General features: G+C 40.9%; 13 protein-coding genes. 10 read left to right on the top strand and 3 right to left on the bottom strand.

Annotation, left to right across the window (positions count from 1 at the left end; all coding sequences use genetic code 11):
- The first annotated feature begins 85 nt into the window (after nt 1–85).
- From hemE to C6W18_RS13015, 6 genes are all read left to right on the top strand, one after another.
- Nucleotides 86–1144 carry a uroporphyrinogen decarboxylase gene (gene hemE / locus C6W18_RS13040; RefSeq protein WP_034321460.1) on the top strand — a complete coding sequence of 353 codons (1059 nt, stop codon included), beginning with the start codon at nt 86–88 and terminating at the stop codon, nt 1142–1144.
- 32 nt (nt 1145–1176) lie between these two features.
- Nucleotides 1177–2115 (top strand): ferrochelatase, encoded by a 939-nt coding sequence (hemH, locus tag C6W18_RS13035; protein WP_105927817.1) that lies wholly within the window; start codon nt 1177–1179, stop codon nt 2113–2115.
- Between the two features lie 22 nt (nt 2116–2137).
- The gene (hemY, locus tag C6W18_RS13030) at nt 2138–3550 is read left to right on the top strand and encodes a protoporphyrinogen oxidase (RefSeq protein WP_034321454.1); all 1413 of its coding nucleotides are present in this window, start codon (nt 2138–2140) and stop codon (nt 3548–3550) included.
- A 174-nt stretch (nt 3551–3724) separates the two neighbouring features.
- Complete coding sequence (locus tag C6W18_RS13025) at nt 3725–4303, top strand: TetR/AcrR family transcriptional regulator (RefSeq protein ID WP_034321451.1); 579 nt, start codon at nt 3725–3727, stop codon at nt 4301–4303.
- Nucleotides 4304–4367: 64 nt separating this feature from the next.
- Nucleotides 4368–6683: a YhgE/Pip domain-containing protein gene (locus C6W18_RS13020; RefSeq protein ID WP_105927815.1), complete on the top strand. Its 2316-nt coding sequence runs from the start codon at nt 4368–4370 to the stop codon at nt 6681–6683.
- A 145-nt stretch (nt 6684–6828) separates the two neighbouring features.
- Nucleotides 6829–7878 carry a M42 family metallopeptidase gene (locus C6W18_RS13015; protein ID WP_034323674.1) on the top strand — a complete coding sequence of 350 codons (1050 nt, stop codon included), beginning with the start codon at nt 6829–6831 and terminating at the stop codon, nt 7876–7878.
- A gap of 33 nt (nt 7879–7911) precedes the next feature.
- Here the strand turns inward: C6W18_RS13015 and gltT are convergent, their stop codons facing one another.
- Together gltT and yhfH are read right to left on the bottom strand one after the other, a co-directional pair.
- Nucleotides 7912–9201: a glutamate/proton symporter GltT gene (gene gltT / locus C6W18_RS13010; RefSeq protein ID WP_034323671.1), complete on the bottom strand. Its 1290-nt coding sequence runs from the start codon at nt 9199–9201 to the stop codon at nt 7912–7914.
- A 338-nt stretch (nt 9202–9539) separates the two neighbouring features.
- Nucleotides 9540–9677, bottom strand: a complete 138-nt coding sequence (gene yhfH / locus C6W18_RS13005) for a protein YhfH (RefSeq protein ID WP_008359029.1) — start codon at nt 9675–9677, stop codon at nt 9540–9542.
- Between the two features lie 156 nt (nt 9678–9833).
- On the opposite strand from yhfH, the gene C6W18_RS13000 reads away from it, so the two are divergent.
- The 3 genes from C6W18_RS13000 to C6W18_RS12990 all read left to right on the top strand — a co-directional run bounded on the left by C6W18_RS13000 (nt 9834) and on the right by C6W18_RS12990 (nt 13297).
- Entirely contained in the window at nt 9834–10577 is a 744-nt protein-coding gene (locus C6W18_RS13000; protein WP_189318097.1) for an MBL fold metallo-hydrolase, read from the top strand.
- Between the two features lie 2 nt (nt 10578–10579).
- Nucleotides 10580–11569, top strand: a complete 990-nt coding sequence (gene lplA, locus C6W18_RS12995; protein WP_034323669.1) for a lipoate--protein ligase — start codon at nt 10580–10582, stop codon at nt 11567–11569.
- 174 nt (nt 11570–11743) lie between these two features.
- The gene (locus C6W18_RS12990) at nt 11744–13297 is read left to right on the top strand and encodes a fatty acid--CoA ligase family protein (protein WP_105927813.1); all 1554 of its coding nucleotides are present in this window, start codon (nt 11744–11746) and stop codon (nt 13295–13297) included.
- A 213-nt stretch (nt 13298–13510) separates the two neighbouring features.
- Here the strand turns inward: C6W18_RS12990 and C6W18_RS12985 are convergent, their stop codons facing one another.
- Nucleotides 13511–13927, bottom strand: coding sequence for a YhfM domain-containing protein (locus tag C6W18_RS12985; RefSeq protein ID WP_105927812.1), 417 nt, complete (start codon nt 13925–13927; stop codon nt 13511–13513).
- Between the two features lie 177 nt (nt 13928–14104).
- On the opposite strand from C6W18_RS12985, the gene C6W18_RS12980 reads away from it, so the two are divergent.
- The gene (locus tag C6W18_RS12980) at nt 14105–15388 is read left to right on the top strand and encodes a M48 family metallopeptidase (protein WP_105927811.1); all 1284 of its coding nucleotides are present in this window, start codon (nt 14105–14107) and stop codon (nt 15386–15388) included.
- Nucleotides 15389–15390 lie beyond the last annotated feature (2 nt).

Below are 15390 nucleotides of genomic sequence, written 5' to 3'. Positions count from 1 at the left end.
CCGTGCCTTGAAAAAGCGGTATAGTAAAAGCAGTGTTTGAGCCTTATACAAAGAGAGTGTGGGGCGAAAGGTGGAATGAAAGGTAATGGGAAAAACGAAAGCTTTTAATGACACGTTCTTAAAGGCGTGCAAAGGGGAAAAAACAGACCATGTACCTGTTTGGTACATGAGACAGGCGGGACGCTCACAGCCTGAATATCGTGCCCTCAAAGAAAAATACGGGCTATTTGAAATTACGCATCAGCCAGAGCTATGTGCTTATGTAACAAGACTTCCTGTAGAACAATATGGTGTAGATGCCGCTATTTTATATAAAGATATTATGACCCCGCTTCCGGCTATTGGAGTGGACGTTGAAATTAAAAATGGAATTGGACCTGTGATTGATTCACCCATTCGGACAAAAGCAGATATAGAACGTCTTGGGGAACTTCATCCTGAAGAAGACCTGCCATATGTGCTTGATACAATCAAGCTATTGACGAAGGAGCAGCTAAATGTTCCGCTCATTGGTTTTGCTGGTGCACCATTTACGATGGCAAGCTACATGATTGAAGGCGGTCCATCTAAAAATTATCATAAAACGAAGGCACTCATGTACAGTGAGCCTGAGACATGGATGTTGCTCATGAACAAATTAGCTGATATGACGATCACGTACATACGCGCCCAGGTAAAAGCAGGTATCAGTGCATTTCAAATCTTCGACTCATGGGTTGGCGCTTTAAATGCAGCAGATTACCGGACATTCATTAAGCCTGTCATGCAGCGGATCTTCACAGAGCTGAAGTCTGAAAACGTACCAATGATCATGTACGGAGTTGGTGCAAGCCATCTGGCGAAAGATTGGCATGACCTGCCGCTTGATGTCGTTGGGCTTGATTGGCGTATGAGTGTAGACGAAGCGAGGAAAGAAGGACTCACAAAAACGTTACAAGGGAATCTTGATCCAACCATCTTACTTTCTCCTTGGGAAGTGATTGAAGAAAGAGCAAAAGATATATTAGATCAAGGGATGAAATCAGATCACTTCATCTTTAACTTAGGTCATGGGGTATTTCCTGATGTTTCACCAGATACGTTAAAGAAGCTGACAGATTTTATTCACGACTATTCGGCTAAACATAAAAAAACATCCATCTAAACTATTTCAAATGATCTGAAGGAGTGTTGGTTGTGGAGAAAAAGAAAATGGGTCTTCTTGTCATGGCATATGGCACCCCATATAAAGAAGAAGACATTGAGCGTTACTATACACATATCCGTAGAGGCAGAAAGCCTGAGCCAGAGATGCTGCAAGATTTAAAGGATCGCTACAAGGCAATCGGCGGTATTTCTCCTTTATCAAAAATTACAGAACAGCAGGCAAATGGTTTGTGTGATCATTTGAATGACATCCAAGATGATATTGAATTTCATGTCTACATTGGCTTAAAACATATCGAGCCTTTCATTGAGGATGCGGTTGCTGAAATGCATCGAGACGGCATCACAGAAGCTGTGAGTATCGTCCTTGCGCCGCACTTCTCAACCTTTAGTGTGAAATCGTATAATAAACGTGCACAAGATGAGGCAGATAAGCTTGGTAATCTGAAGATCACTTCTGTTGAAAGCTGGTATGATGAACCGAAGTTTGTGGACTATTGGGTGAAACAAGTGAAAGATACGTATGCATCCATGAGTCAAGAAGAAAGAGAATCGGCGGTGCTCATTGTGTCTGCACACAGCCTTCCTGAAAAAATTATTGCAGCAGGAGATCCATACCCTGATCAGCTCGCACAATCTGCCAAAATGATTGCGGGCGGTGCAGGAATTGAACATTATGAAATTGGCTGGCAAAGTGAAGGTAATACGCCTGATCCGTGGCTTGGACCAGACGTGCAAGACTTAACGCGGGACTTATTCGAACAAAAAGGCTATAAAACGTTCGTGTATGTGCCTGTTGGTTTTGTCGCTGATCATCTTGAAGTGTTATACGATAATGATTATGAATGTAAAGTCGTGACAGATGAAATCGGTGCAGCCTACTATCGTCCAGAAATGCCAAATGCGAAACCAGCATTTATTGATGCGCTGGCGACAGTCGTATTAAAGAAGCTTGACGAAAGCAAGTAATCATATAAAAGAAGGCGATCCTATGCATGACAATCAAAAACACCTTGTCATCATTGGCGGTGGCATTACTGGTTTAGCCGCCGCCTTCTATTTGGAAAAGGAAATCGAAGAAAAAGGTCTCCCTATTCAAATATCTCTTATTGAAGCGAGTCCTAGGCTAGGTGGAAAAATACAAACATTATATAAAGATGGCTACATCATTGAACGTGGACCTGATTCATTTCTAGAAAGAAAGGTCAGTGGACCGCAACTGGCAAAGGATGTCGGTCTGTCGGATCAGCTCGTCAATAATGAAACAGGGCAAGCGTATGTATTAGTCAATGAAACCCTTCACCCGATGCCAAAGGGTGCTGTCATGGGTATTCCAACTCAAATCAGCCCATTCATCACAACAGGTCTTTTTTCAGTTGCAGGAAAAGCGAGAGCGGCGATGGATTTCGTTTTACCAAAGAGCAAGCAGACAGAAGATCAGTCACTTGGTGAATTTTTTAGAAGACGTGTGGGCGATGAAGTCGTTGAGAATTTAATCGAGCCTCTTCTATCAGGTATTTATGCAGGTGACATTGATCGCCTTAGCCTAATGTCTACCTTTCCGCAGTTTTATCAAACGGAACAAAAGCATCGCAGTTTGATTCTTGGGATGAAAAAATCACAGCAGCATGCGAAAGCGCAGCAAGTGACAGCAAAAAAACAAGGACAGTTCCAAACAATCAATCAAGGACTGCAAGCCCTGGTTGAAGCGGTAGAAAGTAAGCTCAAGCAGACGACGATTTATAAAGGGACAAAAGTGAAGCAGATTGAAAAAACAGATGGAGGCTATGGTGTACAATTAGATAGCGGTCAAACGCTTTTTGCAGATTCAGCCATTGTCACTACGCCGCATCAATCGATCTATTCCATGTTTCCAAAAGAAGCAGGGCTTGATTACTTGCATGACATGATATCCACTTCTGTAGCAACGGTTGCTCTTGGCTTTAAAGAAGAGGATGTTCATAATGAATATGATGGCACAGGTTTTGTCATCTCAAGAAACAGTGATTTCTCTATTACAGCCTGTACGTGGACGAATAAAAAATGGCCGCATACAGCTCCTAAAGGAAAAACGCTATTGCGTGCGTATGTAGGGAAAGCTGGCGACGAATCGATTGTCGAGCAGTCTGATCATCAAATCGTCAGCATCGTGCTGGAAGATTTGAAGAAAATCATGGATATTAAAGCAGATCCAGAACTGACAACGGTGACTCGCTGGAAAACCAGTATGCCGCAATATCATGTTGGTCACCAACAGCAGATTTCGAAGATGCGTGAAACGTTTAAGCAATCATATCCTGGTGTTTATATCGCAGGTGCTGCTTTTGAAGGTGTCGGAATCCCTGATTGTATTGATCAAGGAAAAGCCGCCATCTCTGAGGCTGTTTCTTACCTATTTTCATAAAAACAAACTCCCTTTTCTGTCATGGAAAGGGAGTTTTTCATGTTCGTATGATAAGAAAAGAATTGTGAATCATAAAAGTGAACAAATTAGTTGCATCTTTAGAAAAGGATATGGTATATTACTTTCTGTACTTAATGACCAAAACGTTCAAATAGTCATTTCGGGAGTGAGATCATGAGTGTTGATAGGAGACAAATGATTTTAGATGGGGCCACGAAGGCATTTACTCAATTCGGGTATAAAGCGACCACAATGGACCTTGTGGCGAAACTTGCCAATGTCGGAAAAGGAACCATTTATACCTTTTTCAAAAACAAAGAAGAGCTGTTTGATGAAATTTTCACTTCCCTTTTAATGGAGATGAGAAAAATTGCTGACGAGGCAATTGATGAGAAGAATAGTTTCTCTGAAAACCTTCACTTAGCACTCTTTGCAATATTGGAATTTCGAAAAAACCACCAGCTCACAATTAAAATTTTTCAGGAAAATGCGGAGCTTGGCACGTCCGCGGTCAAGGAAATGATTGAAAAAATGGAGCAAATGATCATTCGCTATATTAAAACAAAAGTAAAAGAAGCGATTGAAAAAGGCGACATTAAGCCTTGTGATCCTGAATTGACTGCATTTGTGATGGTGAAACTATATATTGCACTTATTTTTGATTGGGAGAAGCGATACGAGCCTTTAACAAAAGAAGAAGTAGCCGAATCATTGGAGCTTTATGTACTAAAAGGGCTTTCTACAACAACGTAATTTTTTTTGAGTTCAAATGACCAAATTGTCAATTTAGTCATTCATCTATGGGAGGAAAACAGCAATGAATTTAATTCGGAATCAATGGAAAGACATTGTGACGAGCAAAAAACTACTGATCCCGATTTTAGCTGTCTTATTTATTCCGCTGATTTATAGTGGTGTATTTTTAAAGGCTTACTGGGATCCATATGGTACAGTTGATCAATTACCTGTAGCGGTTGTCAACTTGGATGAAGGCAGTCATTATGATGGCAAAACGCTTCAAGTCGGCGATGATTTAGTGAAGGAATTGAAGAAGAACGATAGTTTTAAATGGCACTTTGTTGATAGTGAAGAAAAGGCCATCAAAGGATTAAATAACGAGGACTATTATCTCGTTGTAGAAATACCAAAAGATTTCTCTAAAAATGCAAGTACAGTGCTAGATAAACATCCGAAAAAATCGAATTTGAAATATTATACAAATCCAGGCGCAAACTACGCTGCGTCACAAATTGCAAATAATGCCATTATCAAATTAAAAGATTCGGTTTCAAAGGAAGTCACAGAAAATTATGCAGAGGTCATCTTTGATAACTTCAAAACCATTGCAAAAGGATTAGATCAAGCAAGCGATGGTGCGAAGAAAATTGATGACGGAACAAAAAGCGCAAAAGAAGGCAGTCAAAAGTTAAAAGACAATCTGGCGAAATTGGCTGAAGGAACGTTAACATATAGTGAAGGTGTTCATCAGTTCGCAGGGAAAATGGGTGAACTGAACACAGGGATTCAATCTCTTGACAGCGGGCTTGGCCAGCTATTAACTGGATATCAAACCATCGACCAGAAATTCGGAGAACTTGGCTCAGGAATTGATACATTGAGTGAAGGGCTAAATACAAGCCTTGAAGGACATCAGCAGCTTGCCTCTAAAATGCCGCAATTCACAGCAGGCATTGAGCAGCTAAACAATAAAGCACAGTCGTTTTCGGAAAAAATTGCAGCAGTAGAAAAAGTATTGTCTTCACCAGAATTAGCGAACCTTGAAAAGATGGCGCCTAAACTAGATCAGGTGAAAACTGATGCAAAAGCGTTCAATACAAAACTGGCTTCTTTAAAAGTAAAAGAAGCGCTCTCTAATCGAGATGCAAAAGTAAAAAGTATTATTCAAAACAGCTCAATGACAGATGAAGAGAAAAAGGCGGCAATGGATCAGCTCGAAAGCCTTCCTAAAATTGAACTGCCTGACCTGTCTGGACTTGAGCAAAGCTTAGCGGCCTTGCAGGAACTGCCCGATGCTAGTGAAGTTCAATCTGCGGTTGCTTCGGCAAAAGCACAATTGCAGCAAGTAAAGCAGCTGCCAAATAAAACAGAACAGCTATACACATCTACAGTTGCGATACAAAATGCCATTGATCAAATGACATCTGGTACGAATAAATTGTATCAAGGTGCACTTAAGCTTCAAACAGGTCAAGGGCAATTACAAGAAGGCCTGCAAACAGCAAATGGAAAGCTTGATACAGCGAAAAGTGGTGCGGATAAGCTTGCAAATGGTTCAAGCCAGCTTAGCGCAGCGTTAAATAAGCTAGAAAGTGGTTCAACGAGTATCCAAAGCAACTCATCTAAGCTTGCTGAAGGCTCAAAATCGCTTGATAAAGGATTAGGCGACTTAAAGAGCGGTACAGGGAAGCTGTCCAATAAATTGAAAAGCGCCGCAGATGAAACAGGTGAAATTGATGCGGATCAGGACAATTACAATATGATTGCGAGTCCAGTCAAAACAGAAAACGATACAGCGAAAAAGATTGATAATTACGGAACAGGGCTCACGCCTTATATCTTATCCATGGGACTCTTTGTAGGGGCTCTTATGCTCACCGTTGTATTCCCAATGAAAGACCCTGCTGGACGCCCTAGAAATGCGTTTGAATGGTTTGTCAGCAAATATAGTGTGCTCCTGCTTGTCGGTATCTTACAGGCTGTCATTGCAAGCACCATGCTTATCTTTGGACTTGGTCTTGAGGTGGAGAGTCTCTGGCGCTTCTATCTCTTTGCGATCGTCGTCAGTCTGACGTTCCTAGCGATCATTCAGCTGCTGGCGACAACAATGGGGAACCCAGGGCGCTTCATCGCTGTCATTATCTTGGTTCTTCAGCTTGCAGCAAGTGCGGGTACATTCCCGCTGGAGCTCGTACCAAAATTCTTCCAAGTCATTCATAGTCTGCTTCCAATGACGTATACAATCAACGGATTTAGAACGATCATTGCAAGCGGTGATGACAGCTATTTATGGCACCAAGCAGCGGTCCTTGGAACAGTTGCCATCATCATGATGGCAGCAACAACAGCATACTTTGCTTGGAACATAAGAAAAATGAAACAAGACGAAGCTTAATAAATGAATCCTTTCTCTTTCATAGAGAAAGGATTTTTCTATTAGAAATTAGACATCAGGAACCCGAAGAGATATATTTTAAGAAGAGATGCTGAAAAAGGCATACATGGAAGGAATTGCTTTCAGACAAAGGAGGAAATGCCGAATGACGACTGAAGTAAACGAAACGATTCAGCTTATTCAAAAGCTCGTATCAATCCCAAGTCCATCAGGGAATACAGAAAAGGTGATCGGCTTTGTTGAACGTTTTTTACAAGATTTGAATATTGAGACAAAGCGTAATCGAAAAGGCGGATTAATTGCCACAATAAAAGGAACAGATGACGAGGAACACCGCATGCTGACAGCGCATGTCGATACGCTCGGTGCGATGGTAAAGGAAATAAAATCAAATGGCCGAATTCGTCTTGCACTCATCGGGGGCTTTCAGTATAACTCGATAGAAGGCGAGTATTGTGAAATTGAAACAGCATCAGGTCATACATACACAGGAACAATCCTCATGCATCAAACGTCCGTTCACGTATATGAGGATGCTGGAAAAGCGAAACGAAACCAAGAAAATATGGAGATTCGCCTCGATGAAAAGGTGAAAAATGCAGACGATGTCAAAGCACTTGGGATTCAAGTAGGAGACTTTATCTCGTTTGATCCTAGAGTGGAAGTGACGTCTTCAGGCTTTATTAAATCAAGACATCTTGATGACAAGGCAAGTGTGGCGTTATTGCTGCGTTTAATCCACCGGATTCAAACAGAGAACATTACTTTGCCACATACGACACACTTCTTAATTTCAAATAATGAAGAAATTGGCTACGGCGGAAACTCGAATATTCCAGAAGAAACGGTGGAATACCTGGCAGTAGACATGGGGGCCATTGGCGACGGTCAATCAACGGATGAATATAGTGTGTCTATTTGTGTGAAGGATTCAAGCGGTCCTTATCACTACGGATTACGCAAGCATTTAGCAGCATTAGCAGAAGAGAATGAAATTGATTACCGCCTTGATATTTATCCTTATTATGGCTCTGATGCGTCAGCAGCAATTAGAGCAGGACATGATATCATTCATGGACTGATAGGTCCCGGCATTGATTCCTCGCATGCCTTTGAAAGAACACATGAAGATTCACTTATCCATACAGCTAATCTTCTTTATCATTATGTTCAATCAACATTAATCACAGCATAAAAAAAGAACCCCAGCTATTGGGGTTCTTTTTGGTTAGCTTGAAAGTTGTGTTGGCTCAGGAACATCTTGTCCAGTCATCACACGATGTCCTTTTTCAGGGTCATATTGCCCTTCCCATTTAGACATCACGACAGCTGCAAGTGCATTACCTGTTAAGTTGACAACAGTTCGCGCCATATCCATGATACGGTCAACACCTGCAATAAATGCGAGACCTTCAGCGGGTACACCGATTGTTCCTAGTGTTGCGAGTAATACGACAAATGAAGTACCAGGAACGGCAGCCATTCCTTTTGATGTCACCATCAGCACAAGAACAAGTGTAAGCTGCTGTACGATCGTGAGGTCAATGCCATATACCTGTGCAAGGAAAAGCGCAGCGATGGCTTGATACAAGACGGAGCCGTCCAGGTTAAACGTATAACCAATTGGGATAACGAAAGAGACAATTCCCTTTGGACATCCGATGCGCTCCATTTTATCCATAACTCTTGGTAAAACTGTTTCAGAGCTGGATGTACTAAAGGCAAGAAGCATTTCGTCTTTCATGTAAGCAAGAAATCTGAAAATATTGACGCCGATCATCTTTCCAATAATTCCGAATACAACGATAAGGAAGAGAGCCAGCGCAAAATAAACAAGACCTACGAGCTTACCTAATGAAATCAGAGATTCAAGGCCAAATTTTGAAACTGTCACACCAATGAGTGCGAAGACACCAAATGGTGCAGCTTTCATCACAACATTGACGACATGGAACATGGCATGTGATACACCTTCAAAGAAGGCGAGCACTGGTTTACCGCGTTCACCAATGGCTGAAACGCCAAGTGCAAATAACACAGTGAAGAAAATAATCGCAAGCAAATCACCTTCCGCCAATGATTGGAAGAAGTTCGTTGGAACGATATGAAGGAACGTATCAGCAACTGATTTACTGCTTTGCTCTTTTTCCGTTTCAACATACTGGCTAATATCTTGTTTTTCCGTATTTCCAAAGTCAACGCCTGCACCAGGTTGAACAAAGTTAGCAAGCACAAGACCAAGGACAATCGCAAATGTTGTGATAATTTCAAAATAAAGAATGGTTCTAAAACCGAGCTTCCCTACTTTTTTACCATCACCGGCACCTGCAACACCTAAAATTAAGCTAGAGACGACAATCGGTATAACAATCATCTTAATGAGTCTTAAGAAGAAGTCTCCAATTGGTTTTAAGTATGTCTCGACACCTGGGTTACCGAAAAAGATCGCACCAACAACGACACCGAGAATAAGACCGATTAGGATTTGTGTAGCTAATCCAAATTTTAATTTTTTCATAGATTTCCTCCCTACTTATTCATCAAAGGAATATTCCCATCATATTAAGTTTTAATATATGAATTAAAGTATAACTAAAATTAAAGAGGTTCGTCCACGGTTAAATTATATTAAGAAAATACAAAATTGTTTGAAAAAATGGACATTTAGAACCTCCTTCATTGTTTCAAGTCAATAAAAAGTGTCTTCAGAACTAAAAGTCATCATATGAAAATACTAAAAAACCCTTTTGCGACAAGGGTTTTACCTTTTTACCTATTTTTCAGAAAAAATAAAAAGCACTTTTAACTCCAACTGACGATGGAGGAAAAAAGTGCTTTTTAATTCAATTTATTTCCTTATTTAAGATAACTTACTTGTGAGCATTCCTCACATTCATTACCATAACACTCGTGCTGTTCCATTAAATCATTTCCACATTTTGTGCATTTCTTCGAGGGCAAATTTCTAAAAAACTCAGTGATTTTTCCTAGCATTTGTCATCCTCCAATACATTTTGTTGTTATCATTGTATTATAACAGATTGATAATTGTCAATCTGTTTTGTAACAATAGGCAAGAAGAATGCTTTTTCTATGAAAAATGGGTATATTGTAAGAAGGGGATTTTGACAAAAGGAGGGAAGAATGACGATGAAATTAACCGTGATTGGATGCTACGGAGGGTTTCCAGCAGCCGGTGAAGCGACATCAGGTTATCTGTTTGAATCAGATGGTTTCCAGCTGCTTGTAGACTGCGGGAGCGGAGTTCTTTCTAAGCTTCAGCAAACCATTGATATAGAAGAACTAGATGCTGTTCTCCTTTCTCATTATCATCACGATCATATTGCAGATATCGGACCTCTCCAATATGCGAAATTAGTGGGTTATCATTTAGGGAAAAGCAGCGGTCCACTTCCGATCTATGGACATACAGGTGATCAAGAAGCATTTAGGCGGCTCTCTGATGATGTACATACAAAGGCAAAGCCTTATCATCCAGCAGAAGGCATTCAAGTGGGTCCATTTCAAGTTGATTTTTTGAAAACGGTTCATCCGGCAGAATGCTATGCCATGAGAATTCAGGCAGATGATGCTGTGGTGGTGTATACAGCGGATTCAAGCTATCAGGACGCATTTATCCCATTTAGCAAGAATGCAGATCTGCTCATTGCCGAGAGCAATTTTTACGCCAGGCAAGACGGATCAGGTGCAGGACATATGAACAGCACTGAAGTAGGGAAGATAGCAAATGAAGCAAATGTTGGGGAGCTCATCATCACCCATCTGCCTCATTTCGGACGGCATAAAGACCTAGTCAATGAAGCACAGGCGTTATATACTGGCAGTATACAGCTTGCCCATTCCGGGCTTAGATGGAACAAGGAAGGAAGATAGAGATGCTGTTTATCGATAACGAACAACATGTTGATCCAATGATTAATCTGGCAATTGAAGAGTATTGCTTAAAATATTTAGATCCAGAAGAAACGTATTTGCTGTTTTACATCAACCAGCCGTCCATTATTATTGGAAAGAACCAAAATACAATAGAAGAAATCAATACAAAATATGTGGAAGACAACGGAATCAAAGTGGTTCGCCGCTTATCCGGCGGTGGTGCAGTTTACCATGACAAAGGAAACTTAAATTTCAGCTTTATCACAAAAGATGACGGGGACAGCTTCCATAACTTTAAAAAGTTCACGGAGCCAGTCATCAAAGCACTTGAAAAGCTAGGCGTCAAAGCTGAATTAAGCGGCAGAAATGACATCATGGCAGATGGACGCAAAATTTCTGGAAATGCCCAGTTCGCCACACGAGGACGTATTTTCAGTCATGGCACACTGCTATTTGATTCAGAAATTGAACATGTTGTCTCTGCATTAAATGTAAAAAAAGAAAAGATTGAATCTAAAGGCATTAAATCCATTAGAAGCAGGGTCGCGAATATTAGTGAACTGATGGATCAAAAAATGACAACAGAAGAATTTAGAAAAATTCTTTTAAGCTATATTTTTGATACGGATGGGGACGTGCCTCAATATCAACTGACTGATAAGGATTGGCAAAAGATTCATGAAATTTCCCGGGATCGATATCAAAAATGGGAATGGAACTACGGCCGTTCACCTAAGTTTAATTTGCAACACTCCAAGCGGTTCCCAGCTGGCTCGATTGATCTGCGATTAGAGGTGAAAAAAGGCATGATCCAAGACTGTAAGATCTTTGGTGACTTCTTTGGCGTAGGGGATATTGCCGATATTGAAAAAAGACTCATCGGACAACAATATGATCGTAAAACCATCAGCGATGTATTAGAGGATATGGATATGCGCCACTATTTCGGCAACGTATCAAAAGAAGATTTTCTTGATTTGATTTATTAAGCACGGGACAAGCACAGCTAGAGATAGCGGTGCTTTTTTTGATTGAAAGAAATGAAAGCGATGAACATTTGATCTTGTGGATTTTTTCGATTGTCTATTATAATAGGAAGGAGGAATGTTTGGTCATAAAATGAATGGCTATTCATTCATTGACGACGCATAAGGGGTGGGAGAATGGATTTGATCAAAAATCTTGAGCAGACTGCGATGACCAAGGGAGAAAACATCGCACTGATCTTTGAAGGAAACAAGTGGACCTATCGAGAGCTGATGACAAGTATTGAGCGTTTTGCAGATGGCTTAGTCAACGAAGGGTTTCAAGCTGGGGATCATATCGCGCTTATTTTAGGAAATTCACCGCATTTCGTCATTTCTTTTTTTGGGGCATTGAAGGCAGGGCTTGTCGTTGTACCTGTCAATCCAACATACACGCCAAGTGAAATTGGATATATGCTGATCACAGGTGATGTAAAAGGCATTGTTGCACCTGATCAGCTTCTGCCAGTATACGAGCAGGTGTATGAACAGCTTCCCTCTATTGAACGAGTGATTATTTGTGCAGAAAATGAATCTGCGTGCAGATCAAGTTTCAAAGAAGTATCTGATCGTCTTGTCTTCTTTGGAAAGCTTGTGTCTGGACGTGCACCAGAAGTGACACATCCTTCCATTCAGCGTGACGATACTGCAGTTATTTTATTTACATCTGGCACGACAGGAAAACCAAAGGGTGCGATGCTGACTCATTTCAACCTTTATTCAAATGCCAGAGACATTGCTGAGTACCTATCGATTGATAAAAGGGACAAGGTCATCGCCGCTTTACCTATGTTCCATGTATTTTGTTTAACGGTCTGTATGAATGCACCGTTGATTCACGGCGCGACCATTTATGTCCTGCCGCATTTCAGCCCATCAGAGCTTTTGCGCATGATGGAAAAAGAAAAACCCACGCTATTTGTTGGTGTTCCAACCATGTATAACTATTTATACCGCCAAGAGGGACATGATGAAGCGATGACATCAGTGAGGATTTGTATATCAGGCGGTGCCTCGATGCCTGTTGCCTTACTACACGGCTTTGAGAAAAAGTTCGGAGTCACGGTGCTGGAGGGCTATGGATTATCAGAGGCTTCCCCAGTGACTGCTTTCAATCCTCTTGATGGAAAAAGAAAACCGGGTTCAGTCGGGACTGATATTATGAATGTGAAGAATAAGATCGTGAATGAACTTGGAGAGGAAGTCGGTCCGAATGAAGTCGGAGAACTCATTGCAAAAGGGCCAAACATCATGAAAGGCTATTATCAAATGCCAGAAGATACCGAAGCTGCACTGAGGGACGGGTGGCTATATACAGGTGATCTGGCGAGAAGAGATGAAGATGGATATATTTATATTGTCGATCGAAAAAAGGATATGATTCTCGTTGGCGGCTATAATGTCTATCCAAGAGAAGTAGAAGAAGTGCTTTATCAACATGAAGCTGTAGCAGAAGCCGTTGTCATCGGTGTGCCAGATCCAAACACAGGTGAGGCTGTCGTCTGTTACATTTCCCCTAAGAAACATGCTCACATCAATCAAGAAGACATCATCACACATTGTTCACGCTATTTAGCGAAATATAAGCAGCCCCAAACGATCCATTTCATAGAAGATATTCCAAAGAACACAACAGGTAAAATTTTAAGAAGAGCGCTAAAGGACAAGTATCATACAGAAGAAAGTAAATAAAAAAAGGAGTCTCTTATGAAGAGACTTCTCAGCATGTAGACAAACCCTCGCATTCGTTGTCAGTCCTGCGTGCCGGTGCTCACGAATATTTCATTCGCTCCGCTCCGGTACTCGTCCTTCCTAGACTTCAAAGGTTTTCAATCACGCTGAAAAGAAGACAAAGGGCTAAAATAAAGATCATTTTAGCCCTTTGTCAACAATCTGAGGAGTCTCTTATGAAGAGACTCCTTTTTGAATGGCTTCTTTTAACTGTTTCTGAAAAGTATTTGACTGTTTTTGATTCAGTTCATAATACGTACCATCTACTAAAAAAACGACCTGAGAACGGTTGGTCCATAGCTGAAAGGTGGTGCCATTTGTTCGTCCAAACATCACCTTGGCAATATAATCAGGTTTTTTTATATTTTTCTTAAGATGATTGCTTGTTTGTTTGCCTTTGTTTAATTCTTCAATTAAATCTTCAGCAGTGTCTTTATCATCTATTTCATAAGAAATGGACTGATTTGTCGGTGAAAGCAATAACTTTTCTGCTCGATTCTCATCGAAGATTTCACTCGTCCGGCTGAACACATAAAAGAAGGTGATCAGTAGAAGTCCAAAGATCACAATTCCTGCAAGGATTTTCTTCATTTTGATCCTCCAACTCACTGTTTTACTTTTAGTTTCTCCGATTTTATAGAAGCATAATCATTTTTTTCGCTGAAGCTTTTTCAGATGGGGCATGCTATGATGGAGCCAAATGAGACAGGTTCTAAACAAAAATGTGCGTGATTAGAATAAAGAGAGGAATGGAAAGGAGGCTGACCTGTGCGAGTACGTAAATGGGTAGCTCTTGCAACGTTAGCATACATATTGTACGGTCTTTTTATTTATTTTTATTTGTTTCTAATGGGTGATTCATCGGTTCCTGAAAGTGTGAAAGGGACAAGTGCAGACCCTCATACTTTTATGACAAGCCATGAGCTTGTGATCAGTGAGAATTTCTCGAAAATACGTAACCTGCTGTACTTTATGACAATACCGTTAGATTGGTATGTCTTTTTCCTTTTGCTCATTTCAGGGTTTTCACGGAAATTAGCAGACTGGAGCTTTGCAGCAGCTCGTTTCACATTCTTAAGTAAACTTGTTTATGTCTTCGTGCTATCACTTCTAACGATGCTGGTTTCATTGCCGATCAAGTGGATTGGCTATCAGCTGTCCTTACACTACGGAGTATCTGCTCAAAGCACAGCAAGCTGGTTAAAAGATCAAACGCTGGATTTCTGGATTCAATATCCGCTCCTTGCCCTATGTGCCCTTGTGTTCTTTTGGCTCATTCAAAAGAGAAGGAAATTATGGTGGCTGTATGCCTGGTGTTTGACAGTCCCAGTCACACTCTTCCTCTTCTTTATACAACCAGTCGTCATTGATCCTCTATACAACGATTTTTACCCATTAAAGGATCAAGCACTTGAGAAAAAGATATTAACCCTTGCAGAAAAAGCGCATATCCCGGCTGATCATGTATATGAAGTCAACATGTCTGAGAAAACAAACACGATGAACGCTTACGTAACTGGGATTGGTGAAAATAAACGCATTGTTTTATGGGACACGACGTTGCAAAAGCTAAAGGATCAGGAAATTTTATTTATCATGGCGCATGAAATGGGGCATTACGTCATGAAGCATGTCTATATTGGTCTAGCAGGATATTTAGTGCTGTCACTAGCAGGATTCTTTGCAATGGACCGCCTTTATTTTTACCTTTATCAAAAGGGAGCCGCCTTATTTCGGCTGAAGGGATCACAGGATGTCGCTGCTCTTCCGATTCTTTTGATCATTGTATCCATGCTGTCATTTGCGGCGTCCCCTTTTACAAATGCAGTTTCAAGGCATCAAGAACAGGCAGCTGATGAATATGCCGTGAACCTGACAAAAGATGGGGAGGCGGGGGTGACGTCTTTTCAAAAACTTGCAAAATCAGGTCTGTCCCAAGTCAATCCACCGCTTCTCGTGAAAATATTCCGCTATGGACATCCGACAATGATGGAGAGAATCATGGACATGGAAAAAGCAGCAGAAAAAGAGGAAACGTCGAAAAAGCAATAAAT

Source organism: Bacillus sp. LLTC93, from assembly GCF_002993125.1.
GTDB classification, from domain to species: domain Bacteria; phylum Bacillota; class Bacilli; order Bacillales; family Bacillaceae; genus Bacillus; species Bacillus zhangzhouensis.
Note: the sequence above shows the minus strand (reverse complement) of the source record. Positions and strands in the feature narration are given on the sequence as shown.

What these genes read in the sequence shown, in the direction of transcription:
- C6W18_RS13025 (WP_034321451.1), top strand. Translation starts at nt 3,725, where the DNA reads ATGAGTGTTGATAGGAGACAAATGATTTTAGATGGGGCCACGAAGGCA.
- C6W18_RS13000 (WP_189318097.1), top strand. Translation starts at nt 9,834, where the DNA reads ATGAAATTAACCGTGATTGGATGCTACGGAGGGTTTCCAGCAGCCGGT.
- hemY (WP_034321454.1), top strand. Translation starts at nt 2,138, where the DNA reads ATGCATGACAATCAAAAACACCTTGTCATCATTGGCGGTGGCATTACT.
- yhfH (WP_008359029.1), bottom strand. Translation starts at nt 9,677, where the DNA reads ATGCTAGGAAAAATCACTGAGTTTTTTAGAAATTTGCCCTCGAAGAAA.
- gltT (WP_034323671.1), bottom strand. Translation starts at nt 9,201, where the DNA reads ATGAAAAAATTAAAATTTGGATTAGCTACACAAATCCTAATCGGTCTT.
- C6W18_RS13015 (WP_034323674.1), top strand. Translation starts at nt 6,829, where the DNA reads ATGACGACTGAAGTAAACGAAACGATTCAGCTTATTCAAAAGCTCGTA.
- C6W18_RS13020 (WP_105927815.1), top strand. Translation starts at nt 4,368, where the DNA reads ATGAATTTAATTCGGAATCAATGGAAAGACATTGTGACGAGCAAAAAA.
- hemE (WP_034321460.1), top strand. Translation starts at nt 86, where the DNA reads ATGGGAAAAACGAAAGCTTTTAATGACACGTTCTTAAAGGCGTGCAAA.
- C6W18_RS12985 (WP_105927812.1), bottom strand. Translation starts at nt 13,927, where the DNA reads ATGAAGAAAATCCTTGCAGGAATTGTGATCTTTGGACTTCTACTGATC.
- C6W18_RS12990 (WP_105927813.1), top strand. Translation starts at nt 11,744, where the DNA reads ATGGATTTGATCAAAAATCTTGAGCAGACTGCGATGACCAAGGGAGAA.
- lplA (WP_034323669.1), top strand. Translation starts at nt 10,580, where the DNA reads ATGCTGTTTATCGATAACGAACAACATGTTGATCCAATGATTAATCTG.